The organism is Saccharopolyspora sp. NPDC000359, from assembly GCF_040300525.1.
Lineage (GTDB): Bacteria > Actinomycetota > Actinomycetes > Mycobacteriales > Pseudonocardiaceae > Saccharopolyspora.
On sequence record NZ_JBEPDU010000054.1, the window covers coordinates 18,257 to 41,030 of the forward strand.

Annotated in this window: 21 protein-coding genes and 1 tRNA gene; 13 read left to right on the plus strand and 9 right to left on the minus strand. The window is 72.5% G+C overall.

The window, feature by feature from the left end:
- Positions 1 to 66: 66 nt before the first annotated feature.
- The 7 genes from pucD (at position 67) to ABT324_RS27690 (ending at position 7,467) form a co-directional block, all read left to right on the plus strand.
- Positions 67 to 2,373, plus strand: coding sequence for a xanthine dehydrogenase subunit D (gene pucD, locus ABT324_RS27660; protein WP_351183380.1), 2,307 nt, complete (start codon positions 67 to 69; stop codon positions 2,371 to 2,373).
- A 71-nt stretch (positions 2,374 to 2,444) separates the two neighbouring features.
- The gene (locus tag ABT324_RS27665) at positions 2,445 to 2,933 is read left to right on the plus strand and encodes a nucleoside deaminase (protein WP_351183382.1); all 489 of its coding nucleotides are present in this window, start codon (positions 2,445 to 2,447) and stop codon (positions 2,931 to 2,933) included.
- A 503-nt stretch (positions 2,934 to 3,436) separates the two neighbouring features.
- Positions 3,437 to 4,879: an NCS2 family permease gene (locus ABT324_RS27670; RefSeq protein ID WP_351183384.1), complete on the plus strand. Its 1,443-nt coding sequence runs from the start codon at positions 3,437 to 3,439 to the stop codon at positions 4,877 to 4,879.
- An 88-nt stretch (positions 4,880 to 4,967) separates the two neighbouring features.
- Entirely contained in the window at positions 4,968 to 5,543 is a 576-nt protein-coding gene (locus tag ABT324_RS27675) for a nucleotidyltransferase family protein (protein ID WP_351183386.1), read from the plus strand.
- Positions 5,544 to 5,633: 90 nt separating this feature from the next.
- Complete coding sequence (locus ABT324_RS27680) at positions 5,634 to 5,909, plus strand: hypothetical protein (RefSeq protein WP_351183388.1); 276 nt, start codon at positions 5,634 to 5,636, stop codon at positions 5,907 to 5,909.
- 145 nt (positions 5,910 to 6,054) lie between these two features.
- Positions 6,055 to 6,693: a TetR/AcrR family transcriptional regulator gene (locus tag ABT324_RS27685; protein WP_502949810.1), complete on the plus strand. Its 639-nt coding sequence runs from the start codon at positions 6,055 to 6,057 to the stop codon at positions 6,691 to 6,693.
- Positions 6,694 to 6,750: 57 nt separating this feature from the next.
- The gene (locus ABT324_RS27690) at positions 6,751 to 7,467 is read left to right on the plus strand and encodes an MOSC domain-containing protein (RefSeq protein WP_351183392.1); all 717 of its coding nucleotides are present in this window, start codon (positions 6,751 to 6,753) and stop codon (positions 7,465 to 7,467) included.
- A 30-nt stretch (positions 7,468 to 7,497) separates the two neighbouring features.
- Here the strand turns inward: ABT324_RS27690 and ABT324_RS27695 are convergent, their stop codons facing one another.
- Positions 7,498 to 7,719 carry a DUF3618 domain-containing protein gene (locus ABT324_RS27695; protein WP_351183394.1) on the minus strand — a complete coding sequence of 74 codons (222 nt, stop codon included), beginning with the start codon at positions 7,717 to 7,719 and terminating at the stop codon, positions 7,498 to 7,500.
- A 148-nt stretch (positions 7,720 to 7,867) separates the two neighbouring features.
- On the opposite strand from ABT324_RS27695, the gene ABT324_RS27700 reads away from it, so the two are divergent.
- Positions 7,868 to 7,941 (plus strand) — tRNA-Leu (locus ABT324_RS27700).
- 608 nt (positions 7,942 to 8,549) lie between these two features.
- The gene (locus ABT324_RS27705; RefSeq protein ID WP_351183396.1) at positions 8,550 to 9,503 is read left to right on the plus strand and encodes a sensor histidine kinase; all 954 of its coding nucleotides are present in this window, start codon (positions 8,550 to 8,552) and stop codon (positions 9,501 to 9,503) included.
- Here the strand turns inward: ABT324_RS27705 and ABT324_RS27710 are convergent.
- From ABT324_RS27710 to ABT324_RS27720, 3 genes are read right to left on the minus strand one after another with little or no spacing between them, the layout of a single operon-like run.
- Positions 9,481 to 11,295: a hypothetical protein gene (locus ABT324_RS27710; protein ID WP_351183398.1), complete on the minus strand. Its 1,815-nt coding sequence runs from the start codon at positions 11,293 to 11,295 to the stop codon at positions 9,481 to 9,483. The genes ABT324_RS27705 and ABT324_RS27710 overlap by 23 nt on opposite strands.
- Complete coding sequence (locus ABT324_RS27715) at positions 11,292 to 11,966, minus strand: response regulator (RefSeq protein WP_351183400.1); 675 nt, start codon at positions 11,964 to 11,966, stop codon at positions 11,292 to 11,294. Before ABT324_RS27715 ends, ABT324_RS27710 begins: the two co-directional genes overlap by 4 nt.
- A complete protein-coding gene (locus tag ABT324_RS27720; RefSeq protein WP_351183402.1) occupies positions 11,957 to 12,505 on the minus strand; it encodes a hypothetical protein in 549 nt (182 codons plus the stop codon). Before ABT324_RS27720 ends, ABT324_RS27715 begins: the two co-directional genes overlap by 10 nt.
- A gap of 206 nt (positions 12,506 to 12,711) precedes the next feature.
- Here ABT324_RS27720 and ABT324_RS27725 point away from each other — a divergent pair, with 206 nt between their 5' ends.
- The 3 genes from ABT324_RS27725 to ABT324_RS27735 all read left to right on the plus strand — a co-directional run bounded on the left by ABT324_RS27725 (position 12,712) and on the right by ABT324_RS27735 (position 16,570).
- Positions 12,712 to 14,499, plus strand: a complete 1,788-nt coding sequence (locus ABT324_RS27725) for an Hsp70 family protein (protein ID WP_351183404.1) — start codon at positions 12,712 to 12,714, stop codon at positions 14,497 to 14,499.
- 101 nt (positions 14,500 to 14,600) lie between these two features.
- Positions 14,601 to 15,143, plus strand: a complete 543-nt coding sequence (locus ABT324_RS27730; RefSeq protein WP_351183406.1) for a sigma-70 family RNA polymerase sigma factor — start codon at positions 14,601 to 14,603, stop codon at positions 15,141 to 15,143.
- A 143-nt stretch (positions 15,144 to 15,286) separates the two neighbouring features.
- The gene (locus tag ABT324_RS27735; RefSeq protein WP_351183408.1) at positions 15,287 to 16,570 is read left to right on the plus strand and encodes an aspartate aminotransferase family protein; all 1,284 of its coding nucleotides are present in this window, start codon (positions 15,287 to 15,289) and stop codon (positions 16,568 to 16,570) included.
- A gap of 41 nt (positions 16,571 to 16,611) precedes the next feature.
- Here the strand turns inward: ABT324_RS27735 and ABT324_RS27740 are convergent, their stop codons facing one another.
- The 4 genes from ABT324_RS27740 to ABT324_RS27755 all read right to left on the minus strand — a co-directional run bounded on the left by ABT324_RS27740 (position 16,612) and on the right by ABT324_RS27755 (position 20,785).
- Positions 16,612 to 18,990: an ATP-binding cassette domain-containing protein gene (locus ABT324_RS27740; protein ID WP_351183410.1), complete on the minus strand. Its 2,379-nt coding sequence runs from the start codon at positions 18,988 to 18,990 to the stop codon at positions 16,612 to 16,614.
- Between the two features lie 137 nt (positions 18,991 to 19,127).
- Positions 19,128 to 19,538 (minus strand): VOC family protein, encoded by a 411-nt coding sequence (locus ABT324_RS27745; RefSeq protein WP_351183412.1) that lies wholly within the window; start codon positions 19,536 to 19,538, stop codon positions 19,128 to 19,130.
- 10 nt (positions 19,539 to 19,548) lie between these two features.
- The gene (locus ABT324_RS27750) at positions 19,549 to 19,992 is read right to left on the minus strand and encodes a helix-turn-helix transcriptional regulator (RefSeq protein WP_351183414.1); all 444 of its coding nucleotides are present in this window, start codon (positions 19,990 to 19,992) and stop codon (positions 19,549 to 19,551) included.
- Between the two features lie 163 nt (positions 19,993 to 20,155).
- On the minus strand, positions 20,156 to 20,785 hold the full coding sequence (locus ABT324_RS27755) for an NAD(P)-dependent oxidoreductase (RefSeq protein WP_351183416.1): 630 nt from the start codon (positions 20,783 to 20,785) through the stop codon (positions 20,156 to 20,158).
- Positions 20,786 to 20,865: 80 nt separating this feature from the next.
- Here ABT324_RS27755 and ABT324_RS27760 point away from each other — a divergent pair, with 80 nt between their 5' ends.
- Entirely contained in the window at positions 20,866 to 21,441 is a 576-nt protein-coding gene (locus ABT324_RS27760) for a TetR/AcrR family transcriptional regulator (protein WP_351183418.1), read from the plus strand.
- Positions 21,442 to 21,448: 7 nt separating this feature from the next.
- On the opposite strand, the gene ABT324_RS27765 is transcribed toward ABT324_RS27760, so the two are convergent.
- Positions 21,449 to 22,708, minus strand: coding sequence for an amidohydrolase (locus ABT324_RS27765; protein ID WP_351183420.1), 1,260 nt, complete (start codon positions 22,706 to 22,708; stop codon positions 21,449 to 21,451).
- Positions 22,709 to 22,774: the final 66 nt, after the last annotated feature.

Sequence of the window (22,774 nt, forward strand, 5' to 3'; positions counted from 1 at the left end):
ACTGGAACTGTGGTCCCCCGCCGCCGGACGCGCGGGTGGGGGCCGAGCAACACCGGAGGTGTTCGCATGAGCAGCAGCCACGCGCCTGCTCGCAGTCCGCAGGAGCTCAACGACGCCATCGGCGGCGGGATCGGGGAATCCCCGCTGCGGCCCGACGGGGCCATCAAGGTGCGCGGGGAGTTCGCCTACTCCTCGGACCTGTGGGCCGAGGACATGCTGTGGGGCGCCACGCTGCGCAGCCCGCACCCGCACGCCCGGATCAAGACGATCGACATCGGTCCGGCGATGGCGGTGGCCGGGGTGCAGGCGGTCCTGACCGCCGAGGACGTGCCCGGCGACAACTGCTTCGGGCTCAAGCACGCCGACCAGCCGGTGCTGGCCGCCGACGTGGTGCGCTACGAGGGCGAAGCGGTCGCCCTGGTGGCCGCTGACCACCCGGAGACCGCGCGGCGGGCACTGCAGCGGATCGTCGTCGACTACGAGGTGCTCGAACCGGTGCTCGACGCCGAGCGGGTCGCCCACGACGAGTCGCTGCCGAAGCTGCACGAAGGCGGCAACGTGGTGCGGCACCAGAAGATCGTCAAGGGCGATCCGCGGGCCGAAGCCGACGTGGTCGTCTCCGGCGTCTACACCGTCGGCATGCAGGACCAGGCGTTCCTGGGTCCGGAGTCGGGCCTGGCGATCCCCGCCGAGGACGGCGGCGTCGACCTGTACCTGGCCACCCAGGACCTGCACTCCGACCTGCGGCAGACGGCGCGGGCGCTCGGGCTGCCGCCGGAGAAGGTGCGGATGACCATGTCCGGCGTCGGCGGCGCGTTCGGCGGCCGGGAGGACCTGTCCATCCAGGTGCACGTCTGCATGCTGGCTCTGCACGTGGGCAAGCCGGTGAAGATGGTCTACAACCGCGAGGAGTCGTTCTACGGCCACGTGCACCGGCACCCGGCCAAGATGTACTACGAGCACGGCGCCACCCGCGACGGCCAGCTCGTCTACGTCAAAGCCCGGCAGTACTTCGACGGCGGCGCCTACGCCTCGAAGACGCCAGTCGTGGTCGGCAACGGCACCACCCTCGGCGCCGGGCCGTACAAGGTGCCCAACGTCGAAATCGAGGGCTGGGGCGTCTACACCAACAACCCGCCGTGCGGTGCGATGCGCGGATTGGGCGCGGTGCAACCGACTTTCGCCTACGAGTCCCAGATGGACAAGCTCGCCGCCGCGCTGGGCGTGGACCCGGTGGACCTGCGCATCCGCAACGCCATCGAGCAGGGCGACTCGATCCCGACCGGGCAGGTGCTGGACTACCCGGCGCCGGTCGCCGAGCTCCTGGAGCGGGTCCGGGCGCTGCCGATGCCCGCCGAGCACAGCGGTCCGGTGGACATCCGGGACCTGCCCGGCGGGGCGTCGAACACCACGCACGGCGAAGGTGTGGTGCGCGGCGTCGGCTACGGCGTGACGATCAAGAACATCTGCTACGCCGAGGGCGCCGACGACTTCTCCACCGCGCGGGTCCGGTTGCAGGTCATCGGCGGTGAACCGGCCGCGATGGTGCACACCGCGGCGGCCGAGGTCGGCCAGGGCCTGGTGACCGTGCAGCAGCAGATCGCGCGGACCGAGCTCGGCGTGGAGCGGGTGACCATCCACCCGAACGACACCAGCGTCGGACCGGCCGGTTCCAGCTCCGCCTCGCGGCAGACGCTGGTGACCGGCAGCGCGGTCAAGGCCGCCTGCGAGGCGGTGCGCGACGAGCTGTTCGCGAGGGTCGCGGAGCGCTACGACGTCGACCCGGCGCAGCTGACGCTGCAGGGCGGCAAGATCGCCTCCGAGACCCGCGGGGTGCTGACCGACCTGGTGGAGGTGCTGGGCGACGACGTCGTGGAGCAGACCCGCGAGTACCACCACCGCGAGACCTACCCGCTGGACGAGCGTGGCCGCAGCGACCGGGTGCACGTCCAGCACGCGTTCTCCGCGCACCGCGCGGTGGTCGACGTCGACCTGGACCTCGGACTGGTCAAGGTGGTGCAGCTCGCCTGCTCCCAGGACGTCGGCAAGGCGATCAACCCGGACGCGGTGATCGGCCAGATCCAGGGCGGCTCCACCCAGGGCATGGGGTTGGCGGTGATGGAGGAGATCAAGGTCGTCGACGGCCGCATCCGCAACCCGTCCTTCACCGACTACCTGATCCCGACGATCCTCGACACCCCGCCGATGGAGATCGACGTCATCGAGCGCGGCGACCCGAACGCGGCCTACGGGGTCCGCGGCGTGGGCGAGCCGCCGACCATCTCCACCACCCCGGCGGTGGTCGCCGCGATCCGCGCGGCCACCGGCAAGGAGCTCCCGCACACCCCCGTGGCGCCCGAGCACATCGTGTGACAGACCGCTGCGGCGGCGGAGCCGGGCCGCCGCCGCAGCACCCCCTTCCCAACGAGAGCGAGGAGCAGGACATGCCGGTCGACGCAGCGACCAACACCGAGCAGGACTGGATGACCCGAGCAATCGAGCTGGCCACGGCCAACGTCGCCACCGGAGGCGGCCCCTTCGGAGCCCTGGTCATCAAGGACGGCGAAGTGGTCGCGACGGGCACCAACCGGGTCACCGCCGACCTGGACCCCACGGCCCACGCGGAGGTCACGGCCATCCGGAACGCCTGCCAAGCCCTGGGCACCTTCAAGCTGGACGGTTGCATCCTGGCAACCTCCTGCGAACCCTGCCCGATGTGCCTGGCCTCAGCCCTCTGGGCCCGCCTGGACCGGGTCCTCTACGCGGCAGACCGCAACGACGCAGCCCAAGCAGGCTTCGACGACCGAGCCTTCTACCGGGTCTTCGAAGACCCCAACACCCCCACCCCAACCCCGGTGACCCGGATCGAGGTGCCCAACAGGAACGAAGCCTTCGAAGCCTGGCAGAACAAACCAGACCGGGTCGACTACTGACCCCCGAAGCAGTCAACCACCACCGGAACCCCTGGCGGTGAGGTCGCAGTTTCGATTGGAACCGCACACAGCACCACCGCAGGATCCGTCGAGAACGACGGCAGTTTCGATTGAAACTGCGCGTGCGGAAGCAGCCACCCACCGCTTCGAGCACAAAGCAACAACGCACCCAACGGAACCGATTTCCACCCACTCCCCCCAGTACCACCACCAATTCCCGAGCAGCCCCGCCCCAACCCCAGCCCTGCACAGCGGTTCCGCCAGCGACGACCGGGTCGCCCCGGAACCCCGCGGGTGGGCCTCCCCACCGCTTCCGCCACGGCGGAACCCAGGCCCCGCCCGCCATCCCGGGAACCACACCGGGACAGCGGAAATCACCCGAACAAAACGCCCCACCGCGAATTCGGCGGTCGACCTCCCCTGCCCGGGAGACCTGCCGGAGAAGTAGTCCGGGCGGTGCGCGCAGCACCGCCCCGGGGGCGCCCACCGGCATGGGAGGACTCATGACCCAGCAGCTGCGACCGGACAGAGCCGACGCGGAACCGTCCGGGATGGATCGCTTCTTCCGCATCACCAGCCGCGGCTCCACGCTCTCCCGCGAAGTGCGCGGCGGCCTGACGACGTTCGTCGCGATGGCCTACATCGTGATGCTCAACCCGCTCATCCTCGGCTCGTCCGCGGACGCCACCGGCGCGCAGCTCACCCCCGAGCAGCTGACCACCGCCACCGCGGCGACCGCCGGGGTGATGACCATCGTGATGGGCCTGGTCGGCAACGCGCCGCTGGCCCTGGCCGCGGGCCTCGGCGTGAACGCCGTGGTGGCCTTCACCATCGCCCCCGCGATGACCTGGGCGCAGGCGTTCGGACTGGTGGTGCTGGAGGGCGTCGTCATCATCGTGCTGGCCGTCAGCGGCGTGCGGGAGAAGATCATCAACGCCATCCCGGCGCCGCTCAAGACCGCGCTGACCGTCGGCATCGGCCTCTACATCGCGCTGATCGGCCTGGTCAGCGCCGGGTTCGTGACCCGGAAGCCGGACGCGGCCGGCACCACAGTGCCGGTCCAGATGGGCCAGGGCACCGAGGGTCACCTGGTCGGCGTGCCGATCGCCATCTTCTGCCTGAGCCTGCTGCTGATGCTGGTGCTGCTGGCGCGGAAGGTGCCGGGCGCCATGCTGATCGGGATCGCGGTGAGCACCGTCGTCGCGATCGCGGTCAACGCGGCCTTCGGCATCGACCCCGAGCAGTGGGGCACGATCGTGCCGGAGCTGCCCGACCACGTGGTCGGCAGCCCGGACTTCAGCCTGTTCGGGCAGGTGGACCTGTTCGGCGGGTTCGCCGCGGCGGGCGGCATCGCGGCCACCGTCTTCCTGTTCACCCTGGTGCTGTCCGGGTTCTTCGACGCGATGGGCACCATCACCAGCGTTTCCTCGGAGGCCGGGCTGGTGCGCGGCGGCAAGGTCGAGGGCATGGGCCGGATCCTGGCGGTGGACGGCGTCGCGGCCGCGGCCGGTGGGCTGTCCGGGTCCTCGCCGAACACGGTGTTCCTGGAGTCGGCGACCGGCGTCGCCGAGGGGGCGCGCACCGGGCTGGCGAGCGTGGTCACCGGGCTGCTGTTCTGCGCGACGCTGCTGTTCACCCCGCTGGCCGCGGTGGTGCCCGCGCAGGCCGCCGCCCCGGCGCTGGTGATCGTCGGCGCGCTGATGATGGCGCAGGTGCGGCACGTGCCCTGGGACGACCCGGAGTACGTGGTCCCGGCGTTCCTGACCATCGCGGTGATCCCGTTCACCTACATGATCACCAACGGCATCGGTGCCGGGTTGGTGGCCTACGCGGTGATCAAGGTGGCCCGCGGCAAGGTCCGCGAGATCGGCTGGCTGGTCGGGGTGCTCGCCCTGGTCTTCGCCGCCTACTTCGGCATCGAGGGCGTCGAAGCCCTCGTCGGCTGACGAGCCGCACGTTCGGATGAACGGTGCTGGGCACCCGCGTCCTGCTCAGGCGCGGGTGCCCTTCGCGTCGGTGGGTAGCGTGGGTGGGGTGGGAGTTGCGGGTGTGGTGCTGGCGGCCGGGGCCGGGCGGCGGTTCGGCAAGCCCAAGGCGCTGGTCGAGCACCAGGGGGTGCTGCTGGTCGACCGGGCTGCCCGGGCCCTCGCCGACGGCGGGTGCGCACCGGTCGTCGTGGTGCTCGGCGCCGCCGCCGAGGAGGTGCGCGACCGGGCCGAGCTGACCGGGGCGGCGGTGGTGGTGAACCCCGACTGGGACACCGGGATGGGGTCCTCGCTGCGGGTCGCCCTCGATGCCCTGACCAGCACGGACGCCGATTCCGCCGTGGTGCTGCCGGTCGACATGCCGGGGATCGGGGCCGCGGCCGTGCGCCGGGTCGCCGAGCTGGCCGCCCCGTCGGCGCTGGCCGCCGCCGCGCACGGCGGCAGGCGCAGCCACCCGGTGCTGCTGGGGCGCGAGCACTGGGCCGGGGCGCGGGCCGCCGCGACCGGGGACGCCGGGGCCCGCGGTTACCTGCGGGACCGCGAGGTGGTGCTGGTGCCCTGCGACGACATCTCCGCTGGGTTCGACGTCGACCGTCCCGAGGACCTGCCCCCGCCGGGCACGTAGAGTCGACGGCCACGCGGGACCGGTCCGCCACCGCTGCCGGGCCGCCGGCGTCGCACCAGCGCCCGAGTCGAGCCAGAACCGGAGGCGTCCATGGCACACATCACCGCCAACTACCTGCCCGAGGGTGACGACTGGCTGGTCACCGTCACCACCGACACCGAGCAGCGCAGCGCCCGCGCCCCGGGCCTGATCGCCGCGCGCGACCAGGCGGACCAGCTCATCGAGCAGCTCGCGCCCAGCTCGGTCGGCCGGATCGTGATCCACCTCCTCGACGGTGACGGCTTCGCCTTCACCACCGCCTACCTGCAGGCCCGGCACGGGGTGTCCGCCGCACCGGCCGGCGGGACCGCGCAGACCGGCCGGTGACCGCGCGCACCACCGCGATCGCGTGCACAGTGGACCGATGAGCGCCGCCGAGCAGCTCGGGCGTCCTCACCGGACGAACGCCACGCGCCCCGACAGCTGCTCGTGAAGCGAACTTCGAACTGGCCCGGAGCTTAGGATGACGGTCGTGAACGCGCCGACGAGCAGTGCCCGCGAGGAGGAGAACGTGGCCAGCGCCGAGCAGACCCGACCGGCCGGTCGGGGACGGCCGCGGGACGCCTCCCGCGACGCCGCGCTGCGCCAAGCCGCGATGGAGGTGCTGTCCCAGGTCGGCTACCGGGCGCTGACCATGGACGCGGTCGCGGCCCACGCGCGGGCCGGCAAGGCCACCATCTACCGGCGCTGGGACTCCAAGCTGGACCTGGTCATCGACACCTGCACCCAGCTGGTCCAGCGCAACATCCCGGAACCCGACCGGGGGTCCATCGAAGCCGACCTCGGCGACTTCCTGCGCAGCTTCGCCTCGTTCCTCACCGGCCCGGTCGGCAAGGCCGCCCAGGCGCTGGTCGGCGAGCTGCCGCACGAGCCCGAGCTGGCCGCGGCGTTCCGCGAGTCCTTCCTGCTGCCGCAGCGCGACGTCCTGCGCCGCCTCGTCGAGCGCGGGGTGCGTCGCGGCGAGATCCGCGCGGACGCCCCCATCGACACCGTCGTCGAGATCACCGGCGCCTGCCTCATCTACCGGCTGATGCTCACCGACGAGCCGCTCGACACCGGCTTCGTGGACCGGCTCGTCCACGAAGCGCTGCTGCCGCTGCTGCACGGCTGATCACCACCGCTGTCGCGGGATAGGGTGAAAACCCGATCTCGAGGTGCGGAGGTTCACGTGACACGTGGAACGGTGTTGGAACTCACCCGCTGGCCGGTGAAGTCGCTGCGCGGCGAACCGGTGCGGACCGCCCGGTTCGACCACCGCGGGATGGCGGGCGACCGCGCGTACGCGCTGCTGGACCAGCGCCCGAACCGCGCGGGCAAGCTCCTGACCGTCCGGCAGAACCCCGGCATGCTCGCCTGGGGTGCCGCCTACGGCGACACCGCCGACCCGGCGGAGCCGCCGCAGCTGCGCGCCCCGGACGGCACGACCTGGGACTGGCAGGACCCGAAGCTCCCCGACGTGCTCGCCGACTCGCTGGACATCCCGCTCGACCTGCGCGCGGCCGACGGCCAGCAGGACCGCGGCCCCACGGTGCTGGTCACCTTCGAAGCGTCGCGCGCGGCACTGGGCGAGGAGCTCGGCGCGGAGGTCGACCTGCGCCGGTTCCGGACGAACGTGCACATCACCGCCGACCTGCCCGCCTTCGCCGAAGAGCAGTGGGAACCCGGGACGACGATCACCGCGGGCGCGGTGGAGCTGGCGGTCACCGGCGACCACGCCGGGCCGTGCATCCGCTGCGCGGTGCCGAGCTGGGACGCCGAGGGCCGGGAACGCTGGCGGGACCTGCAGACCCACCTGATCGGCCGCCACGAGAACAAGTTCGGCGTCATCATGCGCGTCACGACGCCCGGCGAGATCAGCCGAGGAGACGCGGTGGGGGTGCGGTGAACCCGCGGGCCTCGAGGAGGCCCACGGGCATCACCGGAACAGCTTGCGCACCACCACGATGGCGACCAGGGCACCAACCCCGATCAGCGCGTAGCGGACTCGCGGATCGTTGAGCTTCTCCTGCACGCTGGCCTTGCCAGCGTCGACGAACCGCTGCGGGTGCGCCTTCTCGCTCAACTGGTCCAATGTGGTGGCCAGCGCTTCACGCGCCTGCTCGATGTCGCGCTCAATGGCGTCCGGATCACGAGCCACGTGTCCTCCTCACCCTTCACCTGGCTGCTGACCACCGTAGAGCACCGCCGGACCACCCACGCACCAGCGGTTGGCGTGTCGCGCCCACCACCACCCCAGCCCGCCCCACCTCCCAAGATCGAACCACCCGCTACGCTGGACCCCACCAGGGGCCGTAGCCCAACCGGCAGAGGCACTAGGTTTAGGTCCTAGCCAGTGAGGGTTCGAATCCCTCCGGCCCCACTGCGAGCGTGGGAGCAGTGTGCCTGCGGGAAGCGCAGGCCTTCCGCTCTCCGCCACCCCACCGCGGGTGCCGAGCCCCCGCGAACCTCCACGGAGCGGTGGTGCCGCACCCCCTGCTCCAAGCGACAGGCGCCGTCCCCGGCCCGCGCAACAAACAACCCCGATCGCACCACCCCCAGCACGACAGAACCTCACCCAACCGAACCCCCCAGCGGCGAGGTCGAACCTCCACCTCCCCCCGACCAAACCGCCTATGACGAGGCAAATCTCCACCAACGCCCAGCGGCAGGACGGGACGGAACCCCGCCCCGGCTGAACCCCCGGTGGTGAGGTCGCAATTTCGATTGAAATTGCACACAGCACCTCCGCAAACCCCCGTCGAGAACGACAGCAATTTCGATTGAAATTGCGCGCGCGGAACGCAACCACCTACCGCTTCGAACCCAAACCAACCACGCACCCAACGGAACCGATCCCCACCAACTCCGCCCAGCACCACCACGAATCGCCCAAGTCCGCACCCCACCACCGCCCCTTCGCACCGAACCCCAGCCCGCCCCTCCTCCGACCGTCTCTCCGCCCTTGTCCCCTTCGGTAACGTGCGGTGCGTGCGCATCCGTGAGCGGCGGGCGGCTGAGGCCGTCACCTCCTACCTCGCTCAAGGCGGGCGAACCCCTGATCCGCAGGCGCTCGCCGAGGTCGTGGGCACCGCCGTCGGGGCCTCCGGCTGCGCCCTGGTCGTCGGGGGTCACCGCTTCCAGTGGGGCCGCGGCGACTCGTGGTCCGAGCAGGAGGTCCGGCACGGCGGCACCGCCTGCGGGACGCTCGCGCTCGCCCCGGAGTCGCTCGGGCAACTCCCGCACCTGACCGCCGTCCTCGCGGCTCCGGTGGCCGTCATCCAGCTCGCCAGGGAAACCGATCAGCTCCGACGCGCAGGTGATGCGTCCGCCCGCGCGCTGATCGACGACCGGTGGCGGGCCGCGGCCGAGATGGAGAGCGAGCGGCGCGGGCTGGAGCGCGATCTGCACGACGGTGCGCAGCACCAGCTGGTGGCGCTACGCATGTCGTTGGCGCTGGCCGGGCACGCGCTCGGCACCGGCGGGGGCGGCGAGCACGTCGACAAGCTGCTGGTCCAGCTGGACGAGGCCGAGCGGGTGCTGGTCGACACCGCTGCCGGGATCCTGCCCGAGGTGCTCGCCACCGAGGGCCTCGCCGCCGCGCTGCGCAGCGAGCTGGACCGGCACGGCGTTGTCGTGCTCGACCTCGGCGAGTTGCGGCGGCGCTACCCGACGCCGGTCGAGTCGGCCGTCTACTACATCCTGCTCGAGGCCGTGAATAACGCGCGCAAGCACGCGGCCGGGGCGCAGGTCACCGTCACCGCGTGGGACAGCTACGAGGGCTTGGCGTTCGCCGTCTCCGACGACGGGCCGGGCTTCTCGGTGGCCGCGCCGCACGCGGGTCTGCCCAACCTCACCGCGCGTGCCGCGTCGGTCGGCGGCGTTGTCGAGGTCCGCTCCGCGCCCGGTGCGGGCACCACCGTCAGCGGGGTCGTCCCGATCTGACCGGGTTCTCCGGCACGAGCAGGCCTTCGGCGGTGCGCACGAGCACTTCGCAGGCTGCTCGGTCGCGGCTGCTGTTCGCCGGGTGCTCGGCGTGCGCGCGCCAGCGCGCCACTGCGGCTTGAGCCGCGGCCAGGACTTCCTCGTCGGCGGCGTCGGCGGGCAGGCCCAAGCGGCTGCGGGGGTCGATGCCGTCGGCACCGAGCAGGCGGGCCGCGTCGGTGGTCGCACCGCGCAGCACCGCTCCCCTGTCGAGGTTGTCGAGCACGTCGAGTTCGGCGAACTCGTGCGCGTCGGCGCCCACCTGCTCGACCGCCCAGCTCAGCTGGTGCTCCGCGGGCAGGCCGCGGACCAGGTCGCGCATCGCCACCACGGCGCGGCGGGCCGCGATCACCGGCCCGTGCGCGGCGAGCCGCGCCGCCAGCGCGCCGACCGAACCGGACTCCGCCAGGACAACCCGGTTCCGCCCGGACAGCAGCACGTCGCGGAACCCCGGCGCGGGCTCGACCCGGCACAGCACGGCGTCCACCCCGCCGCGCGGGTCGTCGTCCGCGCGGAGCTCCGCCGCGAGCGCGCGGTCCGCCGGGGCGTCGAAGACGACGACCGTGGCGGGCGCGGCGTCCAGGGCGTCCGGACCGGGTCCCACCACGGCGAGGCGGGGTGGCGTGGTCAGCCGCTCCGCGACCGCGTCCCACGCCGCGCGCTGCGGCCCGTCACCGGCCGCCGCTTGCCCCTGGCGCACCAGGTCGCGCACCTTGCGGTAGACGGCGCTGCGCTCCAGCTCCGCCGGGTCGACGGCGGGCGGGACCAGCTCGACCCGCTCGGGGAGCCGGACGGTGACGACCGCCGCACCGCCCACCACCGCGCACTCCACCTCGCCGCCGAGCACCGCGAGCCGCTCGACGTCCTGGACGAGCGCACGGCTCAGGTCCGCCTCGGCGGGGAAGTCCGGCGCGTGGATCTTGGCGCGCAGCGCGACATCGCGACCGAACGTCACCGTGACGGGAGACGCGGATTCCTCGTCCGCCAACAGGTTCAGCGCCGCTGCGACCGCGTGGTAGAAGCCGGACTCCAGCTGCCACCCAGCACGGCGGCCGAGGTCGCCCGTGAACGCCACCGGGCGTGGCAGGGTCGCCGCCAGCTCCTCCAGTGCCGCGCGCGGGCCGTGGTCGGGCAGCATCGCCGGGAACACCCCGCGCACCACCGACCGGAAGTCGTCGATCAGCTCCTCCAGCACGCCTTCGGCCACGTCGAGCCCGGTGCCCTCCTCGGCGACCGCGCGCAGCGACGACCGCACCTCGTCCAGGTCGCGCAGCGTGGTGGCGGTGATCGCCCGGACCAATCGGTGCCGCTCCAGGTCCCGGACCCGCGCGAGGTGCGCGCGGGCGGCGCTCAGCTCCGAGCTCAACCGGCGGGCCCGCTGGTCGGCCGCGGCGTGGTCGACGTGCAGGCGAGCCAGCTGGACCGCGACGTCGAGCCAGGCCGCCGTGTCGCGCAGCAGGGCGCGCGCGGTGTCGTCCCACCGGCTCGGCGCGATGACGAACAGGGCACCGCCGGTGGCGCCGACCTGCTCCGCGCCGACCGCGTCGGCGACCCCGGACAGGCCCGGCGGCCAGGACTCGACGACCACGTGGCTGCGCTCCGTCGGCATCGCGTAGGCCGCCTTGCCGCCGGTGCCTTCCGCGAGGTTGCGGACCAGCGCCGCGGCCAGCCGCTCGGGCGGTTCGGCAGCGGCGATCTCGTGCGGCGGGCGGCCCGCGGCGGACAGCCAGCGCCGGACCAGCCCACCGCTCACCGCACCGACCCGTCGATCCGCTGCGCCTGCAGGTACGCCAGCACGGCGAGCACGCGGCGGTGGTGCACGGTGGCGTCCGCGGGCAGGCCGAGCTTGGTGAAGATCGACGCGATGTTCTTCTCCACCGCCTTGGCCGAGATGTAGAGCTCCTTGGCGATCGCGTTGTTCGCGCGACCTTCGGCCATCAGCCGCAGCACGTCGGTCTCGCGCTCGCTGAGCTTGCCCAGCGCGCTGTCGGCCTGGCCCGCGCCGCTCTGCACCAACCGGCGGGCCAGCACCGGTTCGATGACGATCTCGCCCGCGGCGATCCGGTTCAGCGTGTCGCTGAGGACCTGCACCCCGGCCACGCGCTCCTTGAGCCGGTAGCCGATCCCCTCCGCACCGATCTCCAGCACCTGCATCAGGTAGTGCGTCTCCGCGTAGTGCGACAGCAGCAGCAACCCGACCTCCGGGCGCAGCGCGCGCAGGCGCTCGGCCGCGACGAGCCCGCCACTGGGCCCCGGCGGCATCCGGATGTCCAGAACCGCCACGTCGACCGGGTCGGTGGCCACCGCGGCGACCAGCGCGTCGCCGTCCTCGAAGCAGCCCACCACCTCGTGCCCGGCAGCCTGCAGCAGGAGCACCAGGCCTTCCCGGAACAGCGCACCATCTTCCGCGATCGCTACTCGCACCGCAGCACCGCCCGGTGCGCGCGGCGGGCGACCCCACCCGGCTGCTGGTCTGTGATGCTCACCCGAACGATCCGACGTCCTCGAACCCGCACGCGGACCACGCTACCGGGCCGCAGGGTGTGGAAGTGGTCGGTGATGAGCAGCCCGGTCCGCGACCGCGCCGAACCGCCGAGCTCGGTGCGCGGCAGGTCGAGCAGCAGCCGCAGGTCGAGGCGCTCGGCGACGGCCCGCAGCCCGGGGCCCAACCCCGCGCTGGCCAGCACCGGCGGGTAGATCCAGGACCCGACTCCGCGCAGGTCGTCCAGGATGCTGGTGACCCGGTCCTGGGCGGCCGCGACCTGCGCGGCCACCCCGGAGTCACAGGTCGTGCCGGAGATCATCCCGAGTTCCAGCGCCAGCGCGGAGATCTCCGCGACCGCGCCGTCGTGCAGCATCCGCTCCAGCTGGTAGCGCAACCGGACGGTGTCGCGGTCGGGCGGCCGGAGCGAGGTCGGCAGCGCAGCCCCCGACCAGCGGAACCAACGAACCAGGCGGTGCACCGTTGCCAGCGTTGTCGTCGCGCGGCGCTTTGACAAGGGTGCGGCCCCTCCTGCGGAGGGGGATATCCCTACCACTGCGCGCCGGTCGCGGTGCAGCCTCCTCGTGGGATTCGACCTGCGGTCGCGGCGCGCCCCCTACATTGGGGTGCGATCGTCTCGACCCGCGTGTGGATGATTGTTGGGTAGCAGGGTTCACAGGAGGTGGCGTGTCCTACGCGATGGGGATCGACCTCGGCACCACGTTCACATCCGCCGCCATCGGCGACGCGGCGGGAACGCGGATGGTGCCGTTGTCTCCGGAGATCGTCGTCCCGTCCCTGGCCTACCACGCAGCGGACGGCACGCTGCTGACCGGCACCGCGGCCGCGGAGTCCGACGGCGACCCGGCACGGCTCGGCCGCGGGTTCAAGCGCCGCCTCGGCGACCCGACGCCACTGGTGCTCGGTGGCGCCACCTACTCACCGGGCGCGCTGATGGCTGCGCAGCTGCGCGCCGTCCTGGACCAGGTCCGCGCCGACATGGGTGGCCCGCCCACGTCGGTCGTGCTGACCTGCCCGGCGATCTGGGGCCCCTACCGGCGGGAGCAGTTCGCCGAGGTGCCGCGGCTCGCCGACGTCGAGGACGTGCAGGTGATCACCGAGCCTGAAGCCGCTGCCACGCACTACAGCCGGGAGCGGGCGCTCGGTGAGGGCGAGGTCGTCGCGGTCTTCGACCTCGGCGGCGGCACGCTGGACACCACCGTGCTGCGGATGCGCTCCGACGGCATGGAGATCCTGGGCACCCCGGAGGGCGTCGAGCACCTCGGCGGCATGGACTTCGACGACGCGCTGCTGGCCCTCGTCGACGACCGGCTCGGTGGTGCGATCACCCACCTCGACCCCACCGCGGCCGAGGCGCTCGCCCAGATCCGCGCGGCCTGCGTGCGCGCGAAGATCGAGCTGTCCACCGAGCCCGAGGTGGCGATGACCGTCCCGCTGCCGTCGGGGCCGCGCGAGCTGGTGGTGACGCGCAGCGAGTTCGAGGCGGCGATCCGGCCGTCGGTGGAGGTGGCCGTCGACGCGCTGCGGCGCACGGTGGCCTCGGCCGGGCTGCGCGAGGACGACCTCTCCGCCGTGCTGCTCGCGGGCGGCTCGTCGCGGGTCCCACTCGTCGCGCAGCTGGTGCAGGCGCAGTTCGACAAGCCGGTGCGGACGGCGCACCACCCGAAGTTCACCGTCGCCCTCGGCGCGGCCACGATCGCGACCCGCGCGCTCACCGCTCCCACCCCGGTGCGGGCCGAACCGGCGCGCCCGAAGCCGCGACGTCGGCGCTGGTTGGTGCCCACCGCCGCGGTCGCGGCCACCGCGGTCGCCGCGCTGGTCGCCGGGTTGCTGCTCGTCGGACCGGGCCTCGACACCGCGGCGCGCAGCACGTCCGCACCGGACGGACCAGCACCTGCCGTGAAGGCGCCCGGCCCCCTCCAGGTCCTCGGCGACGACGTCAACGCGCCCTACCGCGCCTACATCGCCTCCTCGCAGAAGTGGGACGGCACCGAGGTCGTCGGGCACACCGCGGACCACGAGGCGATCTCCGCGCGCACCGGCGACGGGTTACACGTGAGCTGGAAGAACACCGCCCCGGCCCAGGTCTACCTGCAGACCGGCAACGACACCCGCGACCTGTCGTCCTACGTGGACAGCCAGGCGGCGCTGGTGTTCGACGTGGTGGTGAACGAGCCGCTCGGCGGCCCAGCCTCGATCGCCGCGCACTGCGGCTACCCGTGCGGCGGCCAGCTGGACGCCACCGAGCTGCTCCGCGAGTTGCCCGTCGGCGAGCCCACCAAGGTCACCATCCCGCTGAGCTGCTTCACCGCGACGGGCCTCGACCCGAAGCGGGTCAACACCCCGTTCCTGGTGTTCGCGCAGGGTCCGTTCGACGCGACGTTCCGCAACGTGGCGTGGGTCCCCGGCGCCGCGACCAGCCCGGACGCGGCGCCCTGCGCCGCACTGCCGTGAACCGACGGGGGTTATCCCTACCCGGGAACGCGGGATAACCCCGTGCGCTCGGGGGACAGGCCCAGCGACCGCGCCGCCCCGGACCGGGACGCTTGCCGTCGATGGCAGCAAGCGAGACGGCGGGAGCAGCGATGCCCGGTGTTCAGCTCGAAGACGTGGTGCGCGCCCACGGCGAAGCCCTGCACGCATACGCAACACGTCTGACCAACGGCGATCGGTTCGCCGCGGAGGACGTCGTGCAGGAAACGTGGGTGCGGGCCTGGCGCAACCTCGACCGGCTCACCGAGAACCAGGGCTCGGTGCGGGGCTGGCTGCTGCGCGTCGCGCACAACATCGCCGTGGACCAGCACCGCAGCCGCCGCGCCCGCCCCACCGAAGTCGGCCTGCCGGACCAGGGCCTGGAGCACGCGGCGGTGGCCCCCAGCACCCACGACCAGGTGGAGGCGAAGATCGTCGTTCGAGCGATGCTGGAGACCCTGTCCCCGGCGCACCGCGCGACGGTCCTGGAGGTGTACTACGCCGACCGGACGGCGGTGTCGGCGGCGAAGGCCCTGGGAGTTCCGCCGGGCACGGTGAAGAGCCGCCTGCACAACGCCCTCCGGACCCTGCGCCGCGCTGTCGGCCCCGAGGTCGTGGCAGCTTGAGGAGAGGTGCCGGGTTCGAGGCGGCGGGGGTCGCGTTGAACCCGGCGGTGGGTGCGCGGATCCGGTGGGGATCGCTGGTGGTGGCCCCCACCGCGCCGGACGAGGTGTGGACTTGGCCCGGCCCGGCTTCGTAGCGTCAGCGCATGCAGGACGACATCGCACGTGAACGGCACCTGATCCGCTACTCGGGGCGCGGCTCCTTCAGCCCGGAGGTCATCGCCCGCGCTTCGGGCAGCACGGTGGTCACCGAGGACGGGCGCGAGCTCCTCGACTTCACCTCCGGGCAGATGAGCGCGATCCTCGGGCACTCGCACCCGGAGATCGTCGCGACCATCCGGGAGCAGGCCGAGCGGCTCGACCACCTCTACAGCGGGATGCTGAGCCGCCCGGTCCTCTACCTCGCCGAGCGGCTGACCGGCACGCTGCCGGAGCCCCTGGACAAGGCGGTGTTCCTCACCACCGGGGCCGAGGCGAACGAGGCCGCGCTGCGGATGGCCAAGCTGGTGACCGGCAAGTACGAGGTCGTGTCCTTCGCCCGGTCCTGGCACGGCATGACGCAGGCCGCCGCGAACGCCACCTACAGCGCCGGGCGCTCGGGCTACGGGCCGCCCGCGCCCGGGAACTTCGCGCTGCCGGTCCCCGACCGCTTCCGGCCGGACCTCGTCGACGCCGACGGCGACCTGGACTGGCGCCGCCAGCTCGACCTCGGCTTCGACCTGATCGACGCCCAGTCCGCGGGCAGCCTGGCGGCCTGCCTGGTGGAGCCGGTCCTGAGCAGCGGCGGTGTCGTCGACCTCCCGCCGGGGTATCTGGCGGCGCTGCGGGACAAGTGCCACGAGCGGGGCATGCTGCTGATCCTGGACGAGGCCCAGACCGGGTTGTGCCGCACCGGCGACTGGTACGCCTTCGAGCGCGACGGCGTGGTGCCGGACATCCTCACCCTGTCCAAGACCCTCGGCGCCGGTCTGCCGCTGGCAGCCGTGGTGACCAGCGCGGAGGTTGAGCAGGCGGCGCACGAGCGCGGCTACCTGTTCTTCACCACGCACGTCAACGACCCGCTCCCGGCCGCGGTCGGCAACACCGTGCTGGACGTGCTGACCCGCGACCGCCTCGACCTGCGCGCCCGCGAGCTCGGCGACCGGCTGCGCGGTGGCCTGGACGAGCTCGCCGCCGCGCACCCGGTGGTCGGCGACGTCCGCGGGCGCGGCCTGCTGGTGGGCCTGGAGCTGGTCGGCGGCCCGGACGGGGCCGACCAGCTCGGTGCGGCGGTCACCCGCCGCTGCGCCGATCTCGGCCTGCACATGAACATCGTGCAGCTCCCGGGCATGGGTGGGACCTTCCGCATCGCCCCGCCCCTGACCGCCACCGACGCGGAGGTCGACCGGGGCCTGGAGATCCTCGACAAGGCCCTGGCCACGGCCAGCTGAGCTGGGCAGCGCGCCGGCAACGCCCGGCGCGCTGCGCCCGGTCAGCCCTCGACGTAGTCGGCGAGGTGCTCGCCGGTGCGGGTGGCGCGGCTGGCGACCAGGTCGGCGGGGGTGCCTTCGAACACGACGCGGCCACCGTCGTGGCCCGCCCCAGGGCCGAGGTCGATGATCCAGTCCGCGTGCGCCATCACCGCCTGGTGGTGCTCGATCACGATCACCGACTTGCCCGCCTCCACCAGCCGGTCGAGCAGGCCGAGCAGCTGCTCGACGTCGGCGAGGTGCAGGCCGGTGGTCGGCTCGTCGAGGACGTAGACACCGCCCTCCTCGGACATGTGGGTGGCCAGCTTGAGGCGCTGCCGCTCGCCGCCGGACAGCGTGGTCAGCGGCTGGCCGAGCCGGAGGTAGCCGAGCCCGACGTCGACCAGGCGCTGCAGGACCTTGTGCGCGGCCGGGACCCGGGCCTCCCCGGAGCCCAGGAACTCCTCGGCCTGGGCCACCGACATCGCGAGCACCTCGCTGATGTTCCGGCCGCCGAACCGGTACTCCAGCACCGCCGACTGGAACCGCTTGCCCTCGCACTCCTCGCAGGTGGTGGCGACCCCGGCCATCATCCCCAGGTCGGTGTAGACCACCCCCGCGCCGTTGCAGCCGGGGCAGGCGCCCTCCGAGTTCGCGCTGAACAGCGCCGGTTTCACGCCGTTGGCCTTGGCGAAGGCCTTGCGGATCGGGTCGAGCAGGCCGGTGTAGGTCGCCGGGTTGCTGCGCCGCGAGCCGCGGATCGCGCCCTGGTCGATCTGGACTGCCCCGGCGTCGGCGGGGATCGAGCCGTGCACCAGCGAGCTCTTGCCGGACCCGGCCACCCCGGTGACCACGCAGAGCACGCCGAGCGGGATGTCGACGTCGACGTCCTGCAGGTTGTGGGCGTTCGCGCCGCGGATCTCCAGCTGCCCGGTGCGGGTGCGCACCTCGGCCTTGAGCTTGGCCCGGTCCTCGAGGTGGCGCCCGGTGACGGTGTCGCTGGTCCGCAGGCCCGCGACGTCGCCCTCGAAACACACGGTGCCGCCCGCGGTCCCCGCGCCGGGCCCCAGGTCGACGACGTGGTCGGCGATGGCGATGGTCTGCGGCTTGTGCTCGACGACCAGCACCGTGTTGCCCTTGTCGCGCAGCCGCAGCAGCAGGTCGTTCATCCGCTGGATGTCGTGCGGGTGCAGGCCGATCGTGGGCTCGTCGAAGACGTAGGTGACGTCGGTGAGCGAGGAGCCGAGGTGGCGGATCATCTTGGTGCGCTGGGCCTCGCCGCCGGACAGCGTGCCGGCGGGTCGGTCCAGCGAGAGGTAGCCGAGGCCGATCTCGACGAACGAGTCGAGGGTCTGCTGCAGGTTCTCCAGCAGCGGCCCGACCGACGGGGCGGCCAACCCGCGGGTCCACTCGGCCAGGTCGCTGATCTGCATCGCGCAGGCCTCGGCGATGTTGATCCCGGCGATCTTCGACGACCGCGCGGTCTCGTTGAGCCGGGTGCCACCGCACCCGGGGCACCCGGTGAAGGTGATCGCCCGGTCCACGAAGGCCCGGATGTGCGGCTGCATCGCCTCCCGGTCCTTGGCCAGCATCGACTTCCGCAGCTTCGGGATCAGGCCCTCGTAGGTCAGGTTGACGCCGTCGACCTTGATCTTGGTCGGTTCCTTGTGCAGCAGGTCGTGCAGCTCCCGCTCGGTGAAGTCGCGGATCGGCTTGTCCGGGTCGAAGAATCCGCACCCGCCGTAGATCCGGCCGTACCAGCCGTCCGCGCTGTAGCCGGGGACCTTGAACGGGCCCTCGTTGATCGACTTGCTGTCGTCGTAGAGCTCGGCGAGGTCGAAGTCGCTCACCGAGCCCCGGCCGTCGCAGTTCGGGCACATGCCGCCGAGGACGCTGAACTCGCGCCGCTCCTTCACCGCCTTGCCGCCGCGCTCGAACTTGACCGCACCGGCCCCGCTGACGGAGGCGACGTTGAACGAGAACGCCTGCGCCGAGCCGATGTGCGGCTCGCCGAGGCGGCTGAACAGGATGCGCAGCATCGCGTTGGCGTCGGTGGCGGTGCCGACCGTGGAGCGCGGGTCGCTGCCCATCCTCTCCTGGTCGACGATGATCGCGGTGGTCAGGCCGTCGAGCACGTCGACGTCGGGCCGCGACAGCGTCGGCATGAAGCCCTGCAGGAAGGCGCTGTAGGTCTCGTTGATCATCCGCTGGGACTCCGCGGCGATGGTGCCGAACACCAGCGAGCTCTTGCCCGACCCGGAGACCCCGGTGAACACCGTCAACCGGCGCTTCGGGATCTCCACGCTGACGTCGCGGAGGTTGTTCACCCGCGCGCCGTGCACGCGGATCATGTCGTGGCTGTCCGCGACGTGCGGCGCGGTCGCCCTGCTGGCCGTGCTCATCCGGTTGTCTCCATCCATCACGCGGTGGTCCCTCTCGGACCAGCGCAGATCATGCGGGTCGCAGTTGGGGGCCCGCGCGCCCCTGCGCGCGGGCCCTGCTGCTGGGGGTCGTCCCTCCAGGCGGCGGACGTTCCCGATCAGCGCACCTCGTTGATGCGGATCATGTTGCCCGCGGGGTCGCGGACAGCGCAGTCGCGGCGGCCGTAGGGCTGCTCGGTCGGTTCCTGCACGACCTCGACGTCCTGGGCCTGCAGCTTCTCGAAGGTGCTGTCCAGGTCCGGGGTGGACAGGTTGATCATGGCGTAGCTGCCCTTGGCCATCATCTCGGCGATCGTGCGGCGCTCCTCGTCGGTGAGGCCGGGGGTCGCGGCGGGCGGGTAGAGCACGATCGACGTGCCGGGCTGGCCGGGCGGGCCGACGGTGATCCAGTGCATGCCGCCGTACCCGACGTCGTTGCGCACCTCGAAGCCGAGGACGTCGCGGTAGAAGGTGAGCGAGGCCTCGTGGTCCTCGTGCGGGAGGAAGGTCTCGGCGATCGTGATGTCCATGCCAGCAAAGCTAGGTCCGTCCGGGTGACCGCGCTTCTCGATTCCTGATCGGTCTGGTGACCTGCTTGGCCACGCACGACGGCATCCCCTCGGTGGCGCCCGCCGCCTCGCGGCGGTAGCGGCTGGGCGACATGCCGACCAGCTCGGTGAAGCGGGTGCTGAAGGTGCCCAGCGAGGAGCAGCCGACCTCGAAGCAGACCTCGGTGACGCTGCGGTCACCGCGGCGCAGCAGCGCCATCGCGCGTTCGATGCGCCTTGTCATGAGGTAGCTGTACGGCGATTCCCCGAAGGCGCGGCGGAACTGGCGGCTGAGGTGTCCGGCGGACATGCCGACCCCGCGGGCGAGCGCTTCGACGTCCAGCGGGAGCGCGTACTCCCGGTCGACGCGGTCCCGGACACGGCGCAGCAACGCGAGGTCGCGGAGCCGCTGCGCTTCGGCGGAGGTGCTGGTCACCTGCGGAATCGTGCCACGCCGCCGGGCCCCGACCAACTCCGATCAACGAACGGCACCGGGGGCGGCACCCGGCACTGCTCGCGACCAGCTCCCCGCGGCATTCCTCGCGATTCCCGATGTTCTCGCTGGTCAAGCGGCCGTTTCGATGACGTGCCCCCAGGGTTCAGTCGGCGACCGAGATGGTGGCGCGGATCGAGGAGTCGTCCAGGTTCCGGAGAAGGCAGTCGGCCAGGTCGGCCCGCGAGAGCCGCCTGCCGCCGCGGACGTTGCGGTCGACCGCCGTGCGGTAGCGGCCGGTGCGCGGGCCTTCGGTGAGCATCGGCGGGCGGATGATCGTCCAGTCCGAGCCGCTGGCCCGCACCACGTCCTCCATGTGCGCCATGTCGGTCCAAGGGTGCCGGAAGATACGCCGGAGGACCGGCTTGACCAGGAACCTGGTCAGCACGTCGTCGCCCGCGGTGACCATGCCGCTGTTGCTGACCACCAGGAACCGGCGGACCCCGGCCCAGCCCATCGCGGCGAGGATGCTGGTGGTGCTGCCGGTCTGCACGGTCGTCGGGTGCTTCGTGCTGGTCGAACCCAGTGCCGAGAGGACGGCGTCCCGCCCGGTCACCTGCGGCTCGACGGCCGCCGGGTCCATGACGTCGGCGCGCACCACCGACAGGGCCGGGTGCTCGGCGGTCACCTTCGCGGGGTCCCGCACCACCGCGGTGACCTCGTGCCCGGCCGCCAGCGCCTGGTCGAGCAGGTGCTTCCCGGTGCGGCCGGTCGCGCCGAAGATGGTGATCCGCATGCTGCCACCCTTGGTTGGTGAGTGCTCACTAACTACCATGGTCGCGAGCACGCACCACCTTGTCAACGGAGGGAGCCGCCGTGGGAACGCGCGACCGGATGCTCGACGCCGCCGCGCACGTGATGCGCACCCGCGGCTTGGCCCGCGCCACCACCAAGGAGATCGCCAAGGCGTCCGGGTACTCAGAAGCCGCGCTGTACAAGCACTTCCACGACAAGACGGACCTGTTCCTCGCCGTCCTCCAGGAACGCGTGCCCGGCAACCTCCGCGCGCTGCTCACCGGCCTGCCCGAACGAGCCGGGAAGGGCGAGCTGCGCGCGGTCCTGACCGAGGTCGCGGCCGAAGCGGTCGACTTCTACACCGAGGCCTTCCCGATGGCGGCCTCGGTGTTCTCCGAACCGGCGCTGCACGCCGCCCACCGGGAGGCGCTGCAGGAGAGGGGAACCGGTCCGCGAGCGGTCCGCGAAGGCCTCGCGGCCTACCTGGCGGCGGAACGCCGAGCGGGCGCGCTCAAGCCGGACGTCGACCCGGGGGCAGCGGCTGCCCTCCTCCTCGGGGCCTGCTTCCAGAACGCCTTCCTCGCCCACTTCACCGGCGACCCCAACCCCACCCCGGAATCCCTGGTCCAGACCCTCCTCGCCCCCTTGACGGCCTGAGCCGGCCTCAGCGGGGGTCGAGCCAGGTGAGGGCCGCGGTGGTCATCGCGGTCACCCCGGTGGTGAGGGTGGGTTCGACGACCGGGGCGAAGAACGGCGAGTGGTTGGACGGGACGTCCCGGCTCAGGGTGCCCGCCTCGCGGGCCGCCAGGTACCTGCCGCGCTCGACACCGCCGAAGAACCAGTAGCAGGTGGGCGCCCCGGCCGCCGTGCCGAACAGCCCGACGTCCTCGCTGCCGGTCACCGGGTCGAGCGCCACCACCCGCTCCGCGCCGAGCTGCTCGCGCAGCGCCTTCGCCGTCCGGTCGGTCGCCTGCGGGTCGTTGACCAGCACCGGGAACTCGGTGAGCCGCTCGAACTCGGGTTCCCGCTCGGCGCCGGACGCCGCCGCCTCGGCCCGCACGATGCGCTTCACCGCCTCGACCACCCGCGCCCGGACGGCCTCGTCGAAGGTGCGGATGTTGACCCGGAGCTCGGCCTGGTCCGGGATGATGTTGTCCTTGGTGCCCGCGCGGATCGAGCCGACCGTGACCACCGCGGTGTCGCGGCCCGAGACCTCGCGGGACACCACGGTCTGCAGCCGCAGCACGGTCGCCGAGGCCATCACCACCGGGTCGATCGCGCTCTCCGGCTGCGAGCCGTGCGCGCCACGCCCGAACATGGTGATCTTCAGGCTGTCGGCCGCCGACATGCTGGGCCCGCTGACCACGCCGACCATTCCGGACGGGAACGGGAAGACGTGCTGCCCCAGGCACACGTCCGGTCGTGGGAAGCGCTCCAGGAAGCCGTCGTCGAGCATCGCCTGCGCCCCGGCCCCGATCTCCTCCGCGGGCTGGAACACCGCCACCACCGTGCCGGACCACTGCTCGCGGGCGTTGACCAGCAGGTCGAGCGCGCCGAGCTGGCAGGTGACGTGCATGTCGTGGCCGCAGGCGTGCATCACCGGCACGTCGTGCCCGTCCGGGTCGGTGCCGCGCTGGGTACTGGCGTAGGGGAGCCCGGTCTGCTCCTGCACCGGCAGGGCATCGAAGTCCGCGCGCAGCAACACCGTCGGACCGTCGCCGTTGCGGAGCACCCCCACCACCCCGGTGCGCCCGACCCCGGTGGTGACCTCCAGGCCGAGCGCTTCGAGGCGCCGCGCGACCTCGGCGGCGGTGCGGTGCTCCGCGAAGGACAGCTCGGGGTGCGCGTGCAGGTCCTCGTAGAGCGCGGTGAGGTCGTCCCGGATGACGTCGACCCGGCCCAGCACAGCACCCAGATCACCCACAACAACCTCCCGTTCGCGACTACCGGCATGTTCTCACTCCACCCGACCAGGTGCACCGCCCCCAAC

Coding starts and splice junctions, on each gene's coding strand:
- ABT324_RS27730 (WP_351183406.1), top strand. CDS start 14,601: ATGGCAGCAAGCGAGACGGCGGGAGCAGCGATGCCCGGTGTTCAGCTC.
- ABT324_RS27740 (WP_351183410.1), bottom strand. CDS start 18,990: ATGAGCACGGCCAGCAGGGCGACCGCGCCGCACGTCGCGGACAGCCAC.
- ABT324_RS27735 (WP_351183408.1), top strand. CDS start 15,287: ATGCAGGACGACATCGCACGTGAACGGCACCTGATCCGCTACTCGGGG.
- pucD (WP_351183380.1), top strand. CDS start 67: ATGAGCAGCAGCCACGCGCCTGCTCGCAGTCCGCAGGAGCTCAACGAC.
- ABT324_RS27665 (WP_351183382.1), top strand. CDS start 2,445: ATGCCGGTCGACGCAGCGACCAACACCGAGCAGGACTGGATGACCCGA.
- ABT324_RS27755 (WP_351183416.1), bottom strand. CDS start 20,785: ATGCGGATCACCATCTTCGGCGCGACCGGCCGCACCGGGAAGCACCTG.
- ABT324_RS27680 (WP_351183388.1), top strand. CDS start 5,634: ATGGCACACATCACCGCCAACTACCTGCCCGAGGGTGACGACTGGCTG.
- ABT324_RS27670 (WP_351183384.1), top strand. CDS start 3,437: ATGACCCAGCAGCTGCGACCGGACAGAGCCGACGCGGAACCGTCCGGG.
- ABT324_RS27745 (WP_351183412.1), bottom strand. CDS start 19,538: ATGGACATCACGATCGCCGAGACCTTCCTCCCGCACGAGGACCACGAG.